Source organism: Zymobacter palmae (assembly GCF_003610015.1).
Taxonomy (GTDB): domain Bacteria; phylum Pseudomonadota; class Gammaproteobacteria; order Pseudomonadales; family Halomonadaceae; genus Zymobacter; species Zymobacter palmae.
Map to the genome: position 1 here is coordinate 2914557 of NZ_AP018933.1, position 17121 is coordinate 2931677.

The following is a 17121-nucleotide window of genomic DNA, read 5'->3' on the forward strand; positions in this document are numbered from 1 at the left end:
CTCGTCGCGTATCCGTTGTTTTCGGATCGTGTCTATAACCCTTTGGGGTTATATGGTCAAGCCTCACGGACCATTAGTACACGTTAGCTCAACGCATTGACTGCGCTTCCACACCGTGCCTATCAACCTCGTAGTCTTCGAGGGTCCTTTAGGGGGCTCAAGGCCCCAGGGAAGTCTCATCTTGAAGGGGGCTTCCCGCTTAGATGCTTTCAGCGGTTATCCCGTCCGAACATAGCTACCCGGCAATGCCACTGGCGTGACAACCGGAACACCAGAGGTTCGTCCACTCCGGTCCTCTCGTACTAGGAGCAGCTCTTCTCAAACTTCCAACGCCCACGGCAGATAGGGACCGAACTGTCTCACGACGTTCTAAACCCAGCTCGCGTACCACTTTAAATGGCGAACAGCCATACCCTTGGGACCGACTTCAGCCCCAGGATGTGATGAGCCGACATCGAGGTGCCAAACACCGCCGTCGATGTGAACTCTTGGGCGGTATCAGCCTGTTATCCCCGGAGTACCTTTTATCCGTTGAGCGATGGCCCTTCCATACAGAACCACCGGATCACTAGAACCTACTTTCGTACCTGCTCGACGTGTCTGTCTCGCAGTCAAGCACCCTTATGCTCTTGCACTCACTGCACGGTTTCCAACCGTACTGAGGGTACCTTCGTGCTCCTCCGTTACTCTTTGGGAGGAGACCGCCCCAGTCAAACTACCCACCACACACTGTCCTTCTACCGGATAACGGTAGCAAGTTAGAACGCCAATGATGTCAGGCTGGTATTTCAAGGTTGGCTCCACTGCAACTGGCGTCACAGTTTCAAAGCCTCCCAGCTATCCTACACAGACAACATCAGCATCCAGTGTGAAGCTATAGTAAAGGTTCACGGGGTCTTTCCGTCTAGCCGCGGGAACACTGCATCTTCACAGCGATTTCAATTTCACTGAGTCTCGGGTGGAGACAGTGTGGCCATCATTACGCCATTCGTGCAGGTCGGAACTTACCCGACAAGGAATTTCGCTACCTTAGGACCGTTATAGTTACGGCCGCCGTTTACCGGGGCTTCGATCAGGAGCTTCGGACGAGTCCTAACACCATCAATTAACCTTCCGGCACCGGGCAGGCGTCACACCCTATACGTCCGCTCACGCGTTAGCAGAGTGCTGTGTTTTTAATAAACAGTTGCAGCCACCTGGTATCTTCGACCGGTTGGGGCTCTGAGAGCGAGTCTCTTCACCTTACGCCGGCGCACCTTCTCCCGAAGTTACGGTGCCATTTTGCCTAGTTCCTTCACCCGAGTTCTCTCAAGCGCCTTGGTATTCTCTACCTGACCACCTGTGTCGGTTTGGGGTACGGTCACACAGTACCTGAAGCTTAGAGGTTTTTCCTGGAAGCGTGGCATCAATGACTTCCTGAGTCCGAGGAATCAGTTCGTCTCGTATCTCGACTTTAAGCAAGCGGATTTGCCTACTTGCTCAGCCTACATACTTTCACCAGGACAACCGTCGCCTGGCTCACCTAGCCTTCTCCGTCACCCCATCGCAGTACTGTCTGGTACAGGAATATTAACCTGTTTCCCATCGACTACGCCTTTCGGCCTCGCCTTAGGGGCCGACTCACTCTGCTCCGATTAACGTCGAACAGAAAACCTTGGTCTTCCGGCGAGGGAGGTTTTCACTCCCTTTATCGTTACTCATGTCAGCATTCGCACTTGTGATACCTCCAGCATGCCTTACAGCACACCTTCGCAGGCTTACACAACGCTCCTCTACCGCTCAACACTAAGGTGTTGAACCCGTAGCTTCGGTACTTGGTTTGAGCCCCGTTACATCTTCCGCGCAGGCCGACTCGACTAGTGAGCTATTACGCTTTCTTTAAAGGGTGGCTGCTTCTAAGCCAACCTCCTAGCTGTCTGAGCCTTCCCACATCGTTTCCCACTTAACCAAGATTTTGGGACCTTAGCTGACGGTCTGGGTTGTTTCCCTTTTCACGACGGACGTTAGCACCCGCCGTGTGTCTCCCATGCTGCACTCACCGGTATTCGGAGTTTGCCTCGGGTTGGTAAGTCGGGATGACCCCCTAGCCGAAACAGTGCTCTACCCCCGGCGGTGATACATGAGGCGCTACCTAAATAGCTTTCGAGGAGAACCAGCTATCTCCGAGCTTGATTAGCCTTTCACTCCGATCCACAAGTCATCCGAATCTTTTTCAACAGATCCCGGTTCGGTCCTCCAGTTGATGTTACTCAACCTTCAACCTGCTCATGGATAGATCGCCCGGTTTCGGGTCTATTCCCAGCAACTATGTCGCCCATTTAAGACTCGGTTTCCCTACGCCTCCCCTATACGGTTAAGCTCGCTACTGAGAATAAGTCGCTGACCCATTATACAAAAGGTACGCAGTCACAGAACAAGTCTGCTCCCACTGCTTGTACGCACACGGTTTCAGGATCTATTTCACTCCCCTCACTGGGGTTCTTTTCGCCTTTCCCTCACGGTACTGGTTCACTATCGGTCAGCCAGGAGTATTTAGCCTTGGAGGATGGTCCCCCCATGTTCAGTCAAAGTTTCACGTGCTCCGACCTACTCGATTTCACCTTAATTGCATTTTCGCGTACGGGGCTATCACCCACTATGGCGTGCATTTCCAAACACTTCCGCTAATACAACTAAGACTTAAGGGCTAGTCCCCGGTCGCTCGCCGCTACTGGGGGAATCTCGATTGATTTCTTTTCCTCGGGGTACTTAGATGTTTCAGTTCTCCCGGTTTGCCTCCATACCCTATGTATTCAGGTAAGGATACCCGTCTTATGACGGGTGGGTTTCCCCATTCAGAGATCACCGGATCAAAGGTCATTTGCCACCTCCCCGATGCTTATCGCAGGCTATCACGTCTTTCATCGCCTCTGGCTGCCTAGGCATCCACCGTGTGCGCTTAATCGCTTGACCATATAACCCGAAAGAGTCATAGATCACGATTCAAACGAAAACAATTTTCGCCGGATACGCTTGAGACGTATCTCATTTGCCAATGTCACGGCCTATCGGATGCTACTTCCGAGGAAGTAAAATCTGACGGCGTTCCATTGGACTTGGCATCAGCATGATTTACATTGTTAAAGAGCAATACTGCGAGCAAGAAGCTTACAGTCAGGAAACAACATGCATCACATGATGTGGTATTGATTATTACACTCTCTAATAATCAATCATCAGGCAATGAAGATTGGTTCGTGACTAGAAGCTAGATCACTAAACTAAGTACTGGGTAACCGGCCATCAAGACAGTCAGATGGTGGAGCCAAGGAGGATCGAACTCCTGACCTCCTGCGTGCAAGGCAGGCGCTCTCCCAGCTGAGCTATGGCCCCATATAATAATGGTGGGTCTGGGCAGACTCGAACTGCCGACCTCACCCTTATCAGGGGTGCGCTCTAACCAACTGAGCTACAGACCCGGCAACTGCTTGCGCACGGCCAGGGAATATCCCCTGCAGTACTTCGCTCTATCAAGATCAGGCAATTTGTTGTGGGTACTTAAGATCACGAGGTGATCATTTTACGTTTAAGGAGGTGATCCAGCCGCAGGTTCCCCTACGGCTACCTTGTTACGACTTCACCCCAGTCATGAACCACACCGTGGTAACCGTTTTCCCGAAGGTTAAACTAGCCACTTCTGGTGCAATCCACTCCCATGGTGTGACGGGCGGTGTGTACAAGGCCCGGGAACGTATTCACCGCGACATTCTGATTCGCGATTACTAGCGATTCCGACTTCACGGAGTCGAGTTGCAGACTCCGATCCGGACTGAGGCGAGCTTTCTGGGATTAGCTTCACGTCGCCGCTTCGCAACCCTCTGTACTCGTCATTGTAGCACGTGTGTAGCCCTACTCGTAAGGGCCATGATGACTTGACGTCGTCCCCACCTTCCTCCGGCTTGTCACCGGCAGTCTCCTTAGAGTTCCCGACCGAATCGCTGGCAAATAAGGATAGGGGTTGCGCTCGTTACGGGACTTAACCCAACATTTCACAACACGAGCTGACGACAGCCATGCAGCACCTGTCTCAGAGTTCCCGAAGGCACCCATCCATCTCTGGAAAGTTCTCTGGATGTCAAGAGTAGGTAAGGTTCTTCGCGTTGCATCGAATTAAACCACATGCTCCACCGCTTGTGCGGGCCCCCGTCAATTCATTTGAGTTTTAGTCTTGCGACCGTACTCCCCAGGCGGTCAACTTAGTGCGTTAGCTGCGCCACTAAATCCTCAAGGGATCCAACGGCTAGTTGACATCGTTTACGGCGTGGACTACCAGGGTATCTAATCCTGTTTGCTACCCACGCTTTCGCGCCTCAGCGTCAGTGTCAGTCCAGAAGGCCGCCTTCGCCACTGGTATTCCTCCAGATCTCTACGCATTTCACCGCTACACCTGGAATTCTACCTTCCTCTCCTGCACTCAAGTCTGCCAGTTCCAAATGCTGTTCCCAGGTTAAGCCCGGGGCTTTCACATCTGGCTTAACAGACCGCCTACGCGCCCTTTACGCCCAGTAATTCCGATTAACGCTCGCACCCTCCGTATTACCGCGGCTGCTGGCACGGAGTTAGCCGGTGCTTCTTCTGTGGGTGATGTCCTTCCTGAAACGTATTAGGTCTCAGGCTTTCTTCCCCACTGAAAGTGCTTTACAACCCTAAGGCCTTCTTCACACACGCGGCATGGCTGGATCAGGCTTTCGCCCATTGTCCAATATTCCCCACTGCTGCCTCCCGTAGGAGTCTGGGCCGTGTCTCAGTCCCAGTGTGGCTGATCATCCTCTCAGACCAGCTATGGATCGTTGCCTTGGTGAGCCATTACCTCACCAACTAGCTAATCCAACATGGGCTCATCCGATAGCGAAAGGTCCGAAGATCCCCTCCTTTCTCCCGTAGGACGTATGCGGTATTAGCGTGCGTTTCCACACGTTATCCCCCACTATCGGGCAGATTCCCATGCATTACTCACCCGTCCGCCGCTCGCCACCAGGAAGCAAGCTTCCCGTGCTGCCGCTCGACTTGCATGTGTTAGGCCTGCCGCCAGCGTTCAATCTGAGCCATGATCAAACTCTTCAGTTTAAATCTTTCATTGGTCATTAGGTGACCAATCCGGCTCGAGTATCGAAACAACTCATTGAATCGATGAGCTACTTGATGCTCGAAATGATGATTCACTTCGAAAACCTCAAGCACCCACACAAATTGCCTGATCATCTTGTTAAAGAGCGTCTTGCGAGCGGCGTTTGCTGCTCAGCAAGTGGAAGCACATTCTACATTTTCTGAAGATTTTGTCAACCGCCGATTTGGCGATCATTTCAGGAGACGATACGACCATCTCAACTGAAACCTCTTCAAAAAAAGCGAAGACCTACAAGAGGTTAGCTTCCGTGCCACCCGACGTTTGCCCTGGCAGCGAGGGCGTACTTTACAGAGATCACCGGGGGTTGGCAAGGGCTTTGTGATCTTTATTTCTACATCCATAAAAAATATTCATTAAAGAAGATGCCGCCATACGCCCTGCACGGTGTGCCATACCCCCCACAGCGCGTCCAGCGGCGGCAACCAAGGGTGACAAATAACGATGGCAGCGACCATGGGGAGCGCTGTCTGGGGAGCATGTATGTCCAGTGGTTTGAGTGCGGTACCAAACGACTTCTTCAATCGCAGCCCCGATGCGTCGATGCTCCATATCTCATCCAACAGTAGATGAATGACGTAGCCCACCAGCATTGCGCACCCTTGCAGCCAACCGAGCCAAGCAGAGCTTCCAAACAAATGAACGCTGGCGGCCGTGATGACAACACCTACGGTCAGGCCTGCCAGCAGCGAATGCCATATGCCGCGATGCACGGTCAATCTGCGAAAAAAGGCACTTGCGACATAGCGTGTGCCTAGGAAGGAGAGCAATGCGAGAAGGATTAGACCGGGCGTCGTGACCAGAGGTAAGGCACTGATGACGGTCATGATGACGGCGCCAACTGCCAATACAGTAAAGACTAGGCGCACCGTATGGGAACGATCCGCATCTATGTCGGGCATGATGCCACCTAGCGCCATGAGACCCGCAACGCTGATGGCATCGGAAAGGTTGAGAGCAGAGGCATGATAGCCTGCAATGGCAAAGCACCCTCCGGCCAGGGAGGCTACCGCAAGATGTGTTCTGAAATTGGCCATGTGATGCAGTAACGCCTCACTATAGATACAGTACTGAATGAACAGACAGTATCATGACGTAACATTGCACTTCATGCCAATAGACAAAAACAGGCCCTATGCCGCCAGCGAGGTCTTTTATTCGCTATCAGCGAGAAAGGTTTCTTTCAACGTCACATAGCAGTCGGCAGAGTAAGGCAAAAATTCATACTCTTGCTCTCGCAGTGGGCGCAGTGGCCGTGCGGGGTTCCCTGCATAGACATAGCCACTCTCCAGCACTTTGCCAGGAGGGACTACGGCACCTGCCGCCACAATGACGTTCGTCTGGACAACAGAACCGTCCAATACGATGGCGCCCATGCCGATCAGCACGCGATCATGGATAGTGCAGGCATGAATGACAGCGCTATGACCAATAGTGACCTCTTCACCAATCGTCACGGGAAACCCCTGGGGAGTGAAAGGCCCATCGTATGTGGTGTGCAAGACAACCCCGTCCTGCACATTGCTACGCGCACCGATACGAATGCCGTTTACATCACCCCGCAGCACGGCTTTCGGCCAGATGGAGACATCGTCTCCTAGCGTGACATCACCCAACACCACGCTGTCGGGATCGACATAGACGCGTGCGCCTAGCGTGGGCGTCATGCCCCGATATGTGCGAATACCCATCGTGTCACCTCATTGTCACTCAGGAAGGGTTTGAGCATGACCAGCGCGGCCGCTAGCAGCACGATGGCAACGAGCGGTATCGCTGCATAGCGGGTCACCGCCCGCCACAGTACAAAGCCTGCATGATGCGCCCCGTAAGCCTCTTCTGCTTTGGACGGATCCAGCACGTAGATAGCAAAGATGGCGATCAGCAGCCCGCCTAACGGCAGAAACAGGTCGGAAGGGATGTTGGTGATGACATCAAAGATCGACTGCCCTGCCCACAGGTGCACCTCCTTGAGGCTGGAGAAGGACAGCGCTGGCAGCAGGCCGAAGGCCCATACGCAGATGCCTACCCATAGGGCCGCCATCGGTCGGCGCATACCCTTGTCCTGCAGGGTGGACACCATGGGTTCGGCCATATTGATCGACGATGTCCACGTAGCGAACAGCAGCAGCGCGAAGAACATGCCCAGCAGTACGTGGCCAAGAGGCAACGCCCCCAGCGCCAGCGGCAACGTCACGAACACCAGCTGAGGGCCGCCTGCGGGGTCAAATCCTTCGGTGAAGACAACCGAGAAGATGGCGATACCCGAGAGAATGGCCACCAGAATATCCAGCAGCGCAACAATGGTGATCGCTTTGGGCAGGCTCTGATGTTCCGGCATGTAGGCACCGTAGGCCATCAGTGCGCAGGCACCTACGGCCAGCGTAAAGAAGGCATGCCCCATCGCATTAAGCACAACCTTCATCGACAGCTTGGAAATATCCGGCGTGAACAGCCAATGCACAGCAGCACCGAAGCCCGGCGTGGTTGCGGCGTAGATCACTAGCGCGATCATCAACAAGTACAGCAGCGGCATCAGCCAGTTATTGAGTTTTTCCAAACCTTTGGCAATACCAGCCGCCACCACAGCCATCGTGATAACCATAAACACGGTATGGTTACCTACAACGCGTACCGGATCTTCCAAGAAGTTGCCAAACGACGCGTTGACCTGCTCGGCAGGCCCTGTCACTACGGTCCCAGTGACCACTTCGCGTAAATACTCCAGCACCCACCCTGATACAACAGAGTAGAAGGACAGGACGAGGAAAACGGTGACCAAGCCCAGCACACCGATAAGCTTCCAGCCCTGTGAGCGACCTACGCTGGCCGCCAACGTGCCCAGTGCCTGAATAGGAGGACGGCGCCCTGCACGCCCGATCATGATTTCAGCCGCCATGATCGGCAAGCCCATCGCCAGTACAAAGAAGACGTAGAGCAGAAAGAACACCGCTCCGCCGTTCTCACCTGCGATATAAGGGAAGCGCCAGATATTCCCCAGACCAATGGCAGCGCCGGCAACGGCTAATATAAATGCACGCTTGGAGCTCCAGCGCTCAACAACTTCGCTCATGTTCACTTCCTGCTGGTGACGCACCCACGATCAGGGCTAATGGGACTGTTCTAAAAAATGGAGGGGCTCATCATAGCACGAGCCAAAGCGCAGCAATCTAGCAAGGCTATCCGCCACACACCAGCTGCAGCAAGCCTCGGCGCGATGTGTATCACGGAATGACACTTGCGCAGCCGATACCCATTATGAAGAGAGTGCTTCTCATACGCATTGAAACTATTGCCTACCACCCTCACTCTACTATGTATCACTTACGCACAAGCGAGTATCCGCCATGTCTCACGCTGTCGATCAGAACCCTCTGCTGACGCCGCACACCCTGCCGCCGTTCAATGATATTCGTCCTGAGCACGTCGTGCCTGCTATCGAAAAGCTGCTGGCCGATGACCGCCATATCGTGGAAGAAGTCGTAGCCAAAGGCGATTACAGCTGGAAGGGACTGGTTCAACCGCTGGACACCTACGGTGAAGCCACGGGACAGGCATGGTCGCCGGTATCGCACCTGAATTCCGTCATGAACTCTACGGAACTGCGCGCTGCCTATCAGTCCTGTCTGGGCGAACTGTCCGCCTACAGCACATGGTTCGGACAACACCAAGGGCTGTTTAAGGCCTATCAGGCACTGCGTGACGGGCAAGAATACGCTCAGCTTTCCATCGCCCAGAAACGTGCCATCGACAATACGCTGCGTGATTTCCGCTTGGCCGGTGTTGATCTTCCCGAAGACAAGAAGAAACGCTTCGGTGAAATTCGCGCACGTCTGTCCGAGCTGTCGAACCAGTTCTCCAACAATGTGTTGGATGCAACGCAGGCATGGCACCTCGATGTCGAACGCGATCGTCTGTCGGGCCTGCCGGAAAGTGCGCTCGACATGCTGAAAGCCAATGCCGAAGCCAAAGGCGTTGAAGGCTACCGCATCACGCTCGACTTCCCGAGCTATTTCCCGGTCATGAGCTATGCCGATGACCGCGCTCTGCGAGAAGAGGTTTATACCGCTTTCGTTACTCGCGCATCCGACCAAGGGCCGAATGCGGGCCAGTACGACAACTCGGTCATCATGAGCGAGATGGTGACGCTGCGTCAGGAACTGGCCGCACTACTGGGCTTTGCCACCTATGCTGAGCTGTCACTGGCGACCAAGATGGCGGCATCGCCTGCACAGGTGCTGGATTTCCTTAACGATCTAGCGGACCGCGCTCGTCCGCAGGCAGAAACCGAATTCGGCGAGCTGCAGCAGTTCGCACAGGAACAGCTGGGGCTTGATACGCTGGCACCATGGGACATCACCTACGCCAGCGAAAAATTGCGTGAACAGCGCTATGCCATTTCTCAGGAAGCACTGCGTCCCTATTTCCCCGCTCCCAAAGTGATCGAAGGGCTGTTCGGCGTAGTCAACCGCCTGTACGGCCTGACCTTCCGTGAAAACAAGGATGTAGAGGTATGGCACCCTGACGTTCGCTATTTCGAAGTGCTTGAAGATGACCAGCCCATCGCTGGCTTCTATCTCGATCTGTATGCCCGCGAAGGCAAACGTGGCGGCGCATGGATGGATGCGTGCCGGACACGTCGTCGTCGCGAAGATGGCTCACTCCAGCTGCCAGTGGCCTATCTGGTGTGCAACTTCACACGCCCGGTGGGTGATCGCCCAGCGCTGCTGACGCACGATGAAGTGACCACCCTGTTCCACGAGTTCGGTCACGGTCTGCACCACATGCTGACCCAGCAGGAAGTCTCCGATGTGTCCGGCATCAGTGGCGTGGCATGGGATGCGGTCGAGCTGCCCAGCCAGTTCATGGAAAACTTCTGCTGGGAACGTGAAGGACTTGATCTGATCGCCTCTCATGTAGATACCGGCGAAACACTGCCGCAGGCGCTGTTCGACAAGCTGGTGGCCGCACGGAACTTCCAGTCGGCCATGATGATGATGCGTCAGCTGGAATTCTCGCTGTTCGACTTCCGTCTTCACAATGAGCTGAAAACGCCGAGTGCCGACGACATCCAGTCACTGCTGAACGATGTCCGCCTGAAAGTCGCCGTTGTGCCGCAGACACGTTTCAACCGTTTCCAGCACGGCTTCAGTCATATCTTTGCCGGTGGCTATGCGGCGGGCTACTACAGCTACAAGTGGGCAGAAGTGCTGTCATCTGATGCGTATTCCGCCTTCGAAGAAGCAGGCGTTTTCGATCGTGCCACAGGCCAGCGCTTTCGCCAGGAGATTCTTGAGAAAGGGGGGGCGGAAGATGCCGCCGTGCTGTTCCAGAACTTCCGCGGACGCGCGCCGCGTATTGATGCATTGCTGCGCCACTCCGGCATTACTGCTTCTGTGTAATAGATCATCGGCAGGCGACGGCTTCGTCGCCTTCTGACGCAAAAAGGGACGCTTTGATAGCGTCCCTTTTTCGTATTCGTCACACAGCCTACCGTCCTTCATTCCCGCAGTACAAGGCTGGGCTAACTCATGGCACCTAAGCGCGATTGACGTTCAGGTTATCGAGCACGGCCAGAGTCGGTTCTGCTTGGTTCAGGGTATAGAAGTGCAATCCCGGTGCGCCACCTTCGATAAGACGTTCACACAGGCGCGTGACAACTTCCTGACCGAATGCCTGCAGGCTTTGCGGGTCCATAGCGTAAGCATCCAATTGCTTGTCAATCCAGCGGGGAATGCTGGCACCACACGTTGCCGAGAAGCGACGCAGCTTATCGGCATCGACGATCGGCATAATGCCGGGAATGATCGGCTTGTCGATACCCTGTGCTTGCGCCTTTTCGACAAAGTGGAAATAGGCTTCTGCATCGTAGAAATACTGCGTGATCGCTTTGTCAGCACCCGCCTGCATCTTGTTGACGAAATAGCGCAGGTCAGTTTCGTAGTTCGGCGCCTGCGGATGCATTTCAGGGTAGGCTGCCGCGATCAGCTCGAACGCATCGCCCGTTTCCTCACGAATGAATTCGATCAGCTCATTGGCATAGCGGAATTCACCGACCGAAATCTCACCGGACGGGACATCACCGCGCAGCGCTACGATGCGGCGCACGCCTTCGCGCCGATAAGTGGCCAGCAATTCGGCGAGGTTTTCGCGGTCACTGCCAATGCAGGACAGGTGTGGGGCCGCATCGACATTGCCACGGCGCGCACGAATGACGGCATCCAGCGTGCGTTCGCGCACGGAGGCACCCGCCCCGTAAGTTACCGAAAAGAAAGTAGGATCATAGGCCACCAGACGGTCGCACAATGAGGCCAGTTTTTCCTGCCCGACGGGTGTCCTGGGCGGAAAGAATTCAAAGCTGGTTTCCAGAGCATTGGACATCGGGGCTTCCTGCTATAGATACATTGAAGATGAATAACTTCGATTCTGTATGTTCTAGAGGCAGGAAAACACCGATTAATTTCGATGTTAAATATCGAAATCGCTCATATATAGACCATTATGGATTCATCAGGTTGACGTAGGTCGTTTCGTGCGGTTTCAACGTGACATCATCGCGCACGATTTGATGCTGTTCACCCTGCTCGTCTTTCCAGCGCACCTGACTGATAACGAAATAGCGTCCCGCCGGCATGTACATCATGCGGAAGAAGCCCTGTTTGTCGGTTTGAGCATGGCGGGTGTAAGCCTGTGCCCGAGGGTCTGCCGAAGGTACAGGTTGCCCTTTACTCAGTGCATCATACGCCTCTTGTGAATAAGACGTTGCCGGAGCAGCAACCACTTCGACACGGTTACCGTAATGTACCTCGCCCTGTTGTGTAGACACCATAACCACACCGGATAAAGAGGAATCACCGGTCTTCGGCAAAGTCTTATACACGTCTTCAGGAAAAGGTTGACGCTTTGGCTGGGATTCCTGCCACGGATTCAGGCTACAGCCCGTCAGTGTGAACAGGAATAGCAGCATCGTACCTAGCCGCTTCATGATGGCATCTCCTTGCTTAGGCCATTTGCTGTCATTGCATTGAATCATAAAGCCGAGGATATGTTATCGACCAGAGCAAGCATGCAGACGATGTGAATTCATCGTGATTTTACGTCACGACCTCACTGCGCTTCACTTCTGCCATAGCGCCTTCCCTTCCTGAATTGATACCCGAATCACTGAGCGCGCACTGCTGCAGCGCCCAACTTATATTCTTAAAGGAAAGTCCCTATGACCGATATTTCCAATATCCAGGTCGTTGATAACGTTAGCGTACTGCGTACGATCGAAGATGCCAGCATCAAGGCTGTCATGACCCTAGGCTACTACTTCCCCGGAGACGGCGGTGGCGGCATCTATTCCTATCAGGATGGCGACAACTGGACCGAAGACAGTGGCGGCAACGTCATCATCAGCACCAACAAGGTACGCCACTGGCGCTTGGCGGAAGGATCTGCACAATCCGTCCGTCAGTTCGGCGCTCTGGGCGATAACCAGCATGATGATACCGATGCCATCCGCCGCGCTCTTGAGCAAGGCGTTCTTATGGTTCCAGAAGGTAACTATCTGATCACAGATAACACCTTACTGAAACATTTATGCTCATTTAGAGGCGCTGGCGCTCTGGTCTACAACGGACAGTCGTTCCTGGTGGGACCCATCCATTCGACAATCACTATCCATGTACCCAACACCTTCGCGACACTGGCCGAGGCCATTGCCTGCGTCGAGCTGTTCGAGATCCACGACGGATTCTGCAACATTCAGGTCGCCGATGGCACCTATGAAGTGGCGCAGATGTCGCCGCAGATCAACATCGGCCCGCGCGTCGCGATTCTGGGCAACACGAGCACGCCAAGCAACTGCGTGCTGAAGATCGCCTGCACCAGCAACCAGAGCTGCTTTAACCTCGAGAAAGGCCACTCTCTGGGCAAGATCAATGGATTCACCATCCAAGGCTATAACGGCCATGCGGACAATGGCACTTGGAACTCGGAGTGCTATGGCTGTGGTATTCACGTCACCGATGGCAGCTCCGTCAACATTGGCGGTGCCATGATCATCAACGACATGTATTACGGCATCCAGGCCAAGTTCGGTGCATCCGTCAACTGCGATGAGGGCATCATCATCAACCGCGCCGGAGACTGCGGCGTGCATGCGTATGCTGCTAGCATCAAGTGCAACGGTATCAAGGTCACCGACTGTCGTGATGGCACGTCGCTAGGGTTCGGGGTAACAGCCGAAGCAGGCGGATTCGTTGACGCAACGAACAGTGAAGCGACAGGGAACTACAAGGCAGGCTTCTACAGCAATGGCGGCCATATGTGGGCCTCGAGGTGCAAGTCCCACAACAACATCACCCACGGGTTCTATGCCCTCAATGGAGGGATGATGGAAGCCAATAAAAGTGAGGCTTACGACAACCCCGACTGCGGATTCGTCGCGACCGATGGGAGCTATCTGCTGGCCTTTGACTCCACGGCCGAGCGCAACAACTACGGCTTCGGCGCATGGCACGCCTCCGCAATGGACATCAATGGTGCGACGGCGAACAACAACCGCATTCACGGCTTCATCGTGGCCAACCATGCGGTCATGTTCCACCCCAGCACGTCGACCAACAACGCCACCGATGGCTGGCATATCCGCGGCAATTCGATGTATGCCGCAGATTCGCTGACCGGCTCAGGCAACGGTGGCAACAAGGTCTACATGACAGGGCGCGGCATGCTGAGCACGCTGACCAACTTTACGGCCAGCGAGGTTAATACGGAGGTGGTCGTCAACTAATGCTCTAATCTTTACAGAGCAACATTCACAGCAAAGGCTGTGCCTCTAGCGAGGCATGGCCTTTGTGGCTTCCAGCACTAACAGAGGATCGACGCGTACGTCGAACCAGTTCATTCCCCAGTGCAGATGAGGCCCTGTCGCGCGCCCTGTTGCACCGACGGCACCGATGACCTGGCCTTGCTGTACGTACTGGCCCGGCTTCACATCAATACGTGACAGGTGCAGAAAGTTCGAACTGACCCCTTGCCCGTGATCAATCAGTATGGTGCCTCCAGTTAGGTAGAGGTTCGCATTGGCGAAGGTGACCAAACCCGCTGCTGGCGCCTTAACAGGCGTCCCCTGTGCGGCAGCAATGTCCATTCCCGAATGAGGAGTACCTGGCGTACCGTTATAGACGCGCTGGTTGCCGAATCGGCCACTGATGCGCCCTTCCACAGGCCATATGAACCGTGTAGCGAAGTCAGTGCGTGCATCATCACGCAGACGTGCCGACGTGACTTCGGCCTGCTCACGCTTGATACGCTCGGCAATAGCAGGCGGAGGTGCCACCGTTTTGGGTGGGACACCGTTGACGTTTTCTATTGGCCAGTCGCGCGGAGTGACGTCAATATGCGCCTGACTGCGCTGACCGCTACTGGTCACGACATCGACAACGGCAGGCTGCTCAGCATTGCGCCCTACCCCCAACACAACCCAGCCTTCTGGTGAGATACGCAGCACATGCCCGTCATAGCGCACTTCTTTGATACCCGCGGCCACACGCCCAATGATCAGGCTGCCCTGCTGCACCGAGGTCGGAAACTGAAAAGCGGGCTGGGAAGTGGCATGCGCACGGCATGAAGCCACCATCATGAACGTACCGATCAGCGCCACCACTCCTGTCGCCAACGCCGATAGCGTCCTGCAAAATCCATTGCGTGTCATATGCCTTGTTCCAATACCCGTGGAGACTTCCGCTCATCATGAGCACTCGCTCCCCATAAACAAAAGGCCGCACAGGAGGGTACCTGTACGACCAATCAACGCTGCCCAATCATCAAGGGTGACAACACACTACTCACTATAGACCACCCTTTATATTCTGCCCGGCCAATATACCTGTACTATTGGGAATGGCGCGATAGCAGACACTAACGAGGCAACGTCAATTTATGCAGGCTGTGCCACCAGCGCTTCGATCTGCGCGGGCTGGGCGAATCCCGGCTGGCGGCCAAGCTCTTCACTGCCGCGATACATGATCAGCGTCGGTGTCTGGCGCAGCTTCAACTCATGGAAGAACGCCTCACCCACGTTTTCCAGCTTCACTTTCAGCAGCGTAACGCCTTCGGCCGCAGGTGTCGTGGCAAAGCGGTTCAGGGACATATCGAGCATTTTACAGCCCGGGCAGTTGTCCTTGTAGAAATCCGCCAGTACGTAGTCGTGTGCGGCCAGCGCTTCGTGAAACGCTTCAACGGTCGTGATTTCGATCTTGTTCATGCGAGCGGAGACTCTTCTCGTTGTGCGATGACGCGCTGCACCCAATCGTGGATAGCAGCAGTATCCTTTGCCGAATGAGGCATCTGTTCGATCTTGAGCGTGGGGTAGTGCGAGCCGAAGAACGCGGCCATACGGTTAACGGCACCGCAGTACACTTCCATGCCCCATTGGGTTTCACCCGTGCCGAACACGGCCACGTGCTCGGGCTTGCCCTTGGCATCGACCAGTTCGGCGATGAATTCCTTCATTTCAGGGGGCGTGCGGCCATAGTCGCTGGTCCAGCTACCTAGCAGGTAGAGGTCGTAGTCGCCTCGTTCCTGATAGTGCTCGATGGTGGCATACGTCACGTCCAGCGCATGGCCCAGGCGGCGCACTTCGGCAGCCGCAATATCGGCCACTTCCTTCGTGTTGCCGCTTAATGAGTCATAGGCCATCAGCACACGCATTGTCGAGCTCCCCCAGATGAAGACCTTTCATGGGCAGGCCCGTTCCTGCCCGAATTCATATCGGAATATGGCATGGCAGACGGCCACTCCAAGAATCGACCGTTCTACCAGAAGGCAGCGTACGGCAAGAACCGCCGACATGCCCTGCGGCGTCGATCAGAGATCGTCGAAGCCGTTATCAAGGTTAGTTTTCTTATAGCTGGCGTTACGCATTTCGAAGAAGTCCGTCTTGGTATGCGTGAAGTTGTCTGCGTAGGCCTTGATCCACGGCATGATGTTGCTGCTGCTTTCACTGTACATGCTTTCGATGCCTAGCATGCCCGCCATCTTGTTGGCGCGGTACTTCACGTAACCGATCATTTCATCGACGTCGATACCATCCACCTTATCGAGCACTTCACCGGACCAGATGGTTTCCAGATCGACCGCGTGGCGGAACGCTTCGTGGACGTATTCCGTCAGGTTATCGGTATTGAGCTGGTTGTTCTCAGCCAGAATGGCGCGAATCAACTCAGAAATGAATTTGGAGTGGGCCAGCTCGTCGCGGTTGATGAAGCTGATAATCTTACCGGTACCCGTCATGCGGTTCTGGCGCACCAGATTGTAGAAGTATGCGAAGCCGGAATAGAAGTTGATGCCTTCCAGGATCGACGACTGAACCAGCGCCTTCAGCATGGTTTCTGGCGATTTCTCTGTCATGAACTCGTTGTAGGCGTCCATGATCGGCTGGTTGCGCTTGATGATCGTCGGATGGGTACGCGCCAGTTCAAACACGCGCTTCTGATCCTGCAGACCTGTGATCGACGCGAGCACATAAGAATAGCTCTCGTTATGGATCACTTCCTGCTGACCGATGATCGCCGCGTTGGCATGCGCAGCAGGATCGGTGATGTATTCCGCGATGTTGTAGATAAAGCGTGTCTGCGGGGAGTCCAGCGTCGCCAGCAGGCCAATGATCGCATCGAAGGCGTACTTCTCGTGACGATCCAGCTCCTCGTACTGACGCGCGTCCCCTTTCATGTCGACTTCATCGGGAATCCAGTAGTTGGTCGACAGTTCTTTGTACGCGCGATAGAAGGACGGGTACGGAATGTCGTTCCAGTTCAGGATACCGCTGGTTTCACCATTGATGATGCCGGTGGAGCGGTTCGGGAAAGTCGGTTCGAGGATCTTGATACGCTTGAGGTGGCCGTTGGCGTTGGACATGACACTTACCTACTGAAAACTGGGTTTAAAGAATGGCGAAAGCACAGGAGAAT

The 17121-nt window shown here is 54.7% G+C and carries 11 protein-coding genes, 2 tRNA genes and 2 rRNA genes; 2 read left to right on the forward strand and 13 right to left on the reverse strand.

Translation table 11 applies throughout. The annotated features are described in order from the left end of the window. Positions 1-52: 52 nt before the first annotated feature. From ZBT109_RS12985 to ZBT109_RS13015, 7 genes are all read right to left on the reverse strand, one after another. Positions 53-2952, reverse strand: a 23S ribosomal RNA gene (locus ZBT109_RS12985). 344 nt (positions 2953-3296) lie between these two features. Then, a tRNA-Ala gene (locus ZBT109_RS12990) sits at positions 3297-3372 on the reverse strand. A 9-nt stretch (positions 3373-3381) separates the two neighbouring features. Further along, positions 3382-3458, reverse strand: a tRNA-Ile gene (locus ZBT109_RS12995). Positions 3459-3566: 108 nt separating this feature from the next. After that, a 16S ribosomal RNA gene (locus tag ZBT109_RS13000) occupies positions 3567-5106 on the reverse strand. Together the 16S and 23S rRNA genes with 2 tRNA genes alongside form the textbook arrangement of a ribosomal RNA operon. Positions 5107-5520: 414 nt before the next feature. Further along, positions 5521-6201: a metal-dependent hydrolase gene (locus ZBT109_RS13005; RefSeq protein WP_027704279.1), complete on the reverse strand. Its 681-nt coding sequence runs from the start codon at positions 6199-6201 to the stop codon at positions 5521-5523. Between the two features lie 117 nt (positions 6202-6318). After that, positions 6319-6855, reverse strand: coding sequence for a gamma carbonic anhydrase family protein (locus ZBT109_RS13010; RefSeq protein WP_027704280.1), 537 nt, complete (start codon positions 6853-6855; stop codon positions 6319-6321). Continuing rightward, a complete protein-coding gene (locus tag ZBT109_RS13015) occupies positions 6828-8234 on the reverse strand; it encodes a sodium-dependent transporter (RefSeq protein ID WP_084261682.1) in 1407 nt (468 codons plus the stop codon). Before ZBT109_RS13015 ends, ZBT109_RS13010 begins: the two co-directional genes overlap by 28 nt. A gap of 274 nt (positions 8235-8508) precedes the next feature. Between ZBT109_RS13015 and prlC the strand changes: the two genes are divergently transcribed. Continuing rightward, complete coding sequence (prlC, locus tag ZBT109_RS13020) at positions 8509-10563, forward strand: oligopeptidase A (RefSeq protein ID WP_027704281.1); 2055 nt, start codon at positions 8509-8511, stop codon at positions 10561-10563. A gap of 136 nt (positions 10564-10699) precedes the next feature. Here prlC and metF read toward each other — a convergent pair whose 3' ends face one another. Together metF and ZBT109_RS13030 are read right to left on the reverse strand one after the other, a co-directional pair. Continuing rightward, positions 10700-11542 carry a methylenetetrahydrofolate reductase [NAD(P)H] gene (gene metF, locus ZBT109_RS13025; protein ID WP_027704282.1) on the reverse strand — a complete coding sequence of 281 codons (843 nt, stop codon included), beginning with the start codon at positions 11540-11542 and terminating at the stop codon, positions 10700-10702. 118 nt (positions 11543-11660) lie between these two features. Next, a complete protein-coding gene (locus tag ZBT109_RS13030) occupies positions 11661-12146 on the reverse strand; it encodes a hypothetical protein (protein WP_027704283.1) in 486 nt (161 codons plus the stop codon). Between the two features lie 231 nt (positions 12147-12377). Between ZBT109_RS13030 and ZBT109_RS13035 the strand changes: the two genes are divergently transcribed. Beyond that, the gene (locus ZBT109_RS13035) at positions 12378-13940 is read left to right on the forward strand and encodes a right-handed parallel beta-helix repeat-containing protein (protein WP_027704284.1); all 1563 of its coding nucleotides are present in this window, start codon (positions 12378-12380) and stop codon (positions 13938-13940) included. A gap of 45 nt (positions 13941-13985) precedes the next feature. Here ZBT109_RS13035 and ZBT109_RS13040 read toward each other — a convergent pair whose 3' ends face one another. The 4 genes from ZBT109_RS13040 to ZBT109_RS13055 form a co-directional block, all read right to left on the reverse strand. Next, the gene (locus ZBT109_RS13040) at positions 13986-14864 is read right to left on the reverse strand and encodes a M23 family metallopeptidase (protein ID WP_051523609.1); all 879 of its coding nucleotides are present in this window, start codon (positions 14862-14864) and stop codon (positions 13986-13988) included. A 225-nt stretch (positions 14865-15089) separates the two neighbouring features. Next, positions 15090-15416, reverse strand: a complete 327-nt coding sequence (locus ZBT109_RS13045) for a thioredoxin family protein (protein ID WP_027704286.1) — start codon at positions 15414-15416, stop codon at positions 15090-15092. Beyond that, complete coding sequence (locus ZBT109_RS13050) at positions 15413-15862, reverse strand: flavodoxin (protein WP_027704287.1); 450 nt, start codon at positions 15860-15862, stop codon at positions 15413-15415. The genes ZBT109_RS13045 and ZBT109_RS13050 overlap by 4 nt, the downstream gene beginning before the upstream one ends. Before the next feature lie 156 nt (positions 15863-16018). Then, positions 16019-17068, reverse strand: coding sequence for a ribonucleotide-diphosphate reductase subunit beta (locus ZBT109_RS13055; RefSeq protein ID WP_027704288.1), 1050 nt, complete (start codon positions 17066-17068; stop codon positions 16019-16021). Between the last annotated feature and the right edge of the window lie 53 nt (positions 17069-17121).

Excerpts from the sequence above, each read along its gene's own strand:
- ZBT109_RS13005 (WP_027704279.1), bottom strand. The coding sequence starts at position 6,201 with ATGGCCAATTTCAGAACACATCTTGCGGTAGCCTCCCTGGCCGGAGGG.
- ZBT109_RS13010 (WP_027704280.1), bottom strand. The coding sequence starts at position 6,855 with ATGGGTATTCGCACATATCGGGGCATGACGCCCACGCTAGGCGCACGC.
- ZBT109_RS13015 (WP_084261682.1), bottom strand. The coding sequence starts at position 8,234 with ATGAGCGAAGTTGTTGAGCGCTGGAGCTCCAAGCGTGCATTTATATTA.
- prlC (WP_027704281.1), top strand. The coding sequence starts at position 8,509 with ATGTCTCACGCTGTCGATCAGAACCCTCTGCTGACGCCGCACACCCTG.
- metF (WP_027704282.1), bottom strand. The coding sequence starts at position 11,542 with ATGTCCAATGCTCTGGAAACCAGCTTTGAATTCTTTCCGCCCAGGACA.
- ZBT109_RS13030 (WP_027704283.1), bottom strand. The coding sequence starts at position 12,146 with ATGAAGCGGCTAGGTACGATGCTGCTATTCCTGTTCACACTGACGGGC.
- ZBT109_RS13035 (WP_027704284.1), top strand. The coding sequence starts at position 12,378 with ATGACCGATATTTCCAATATCCAGGTCGTTGATAACGTTAGCGTACTG.
- ZBT109_RS13040 (WP_051523609.1), bottom strand. The coding sequence starts at position 14,864 with ATGACACGCAATGGATTTTGCAGGACGCTATCGGCGTTGGCGACAGGA.
- ZBT109_RS13045 (WP_027704286.1), bottom strand. The coding sequence starts at position 15,416 with ATGAACAAGATCGAAATCACGACCGTTGAAGCGTTTCACGAAGCGCTG.
- ZBT109_RS13050 (WP_027704287.1), bottom strand. The coding sequence starts at position 15,862 with ATGCGTGTGCTGATGGCCTATGACTCATTAAGCGGCAACACGAAGGAA.
- ZBT109_RS13055 (WP_027704288.1), bottom strand. The coding sequence starts at position 17,068 with ATGTCCAACGCCAACGGCCACCTCAAGCGTATCAAGATCCTCGAACCG.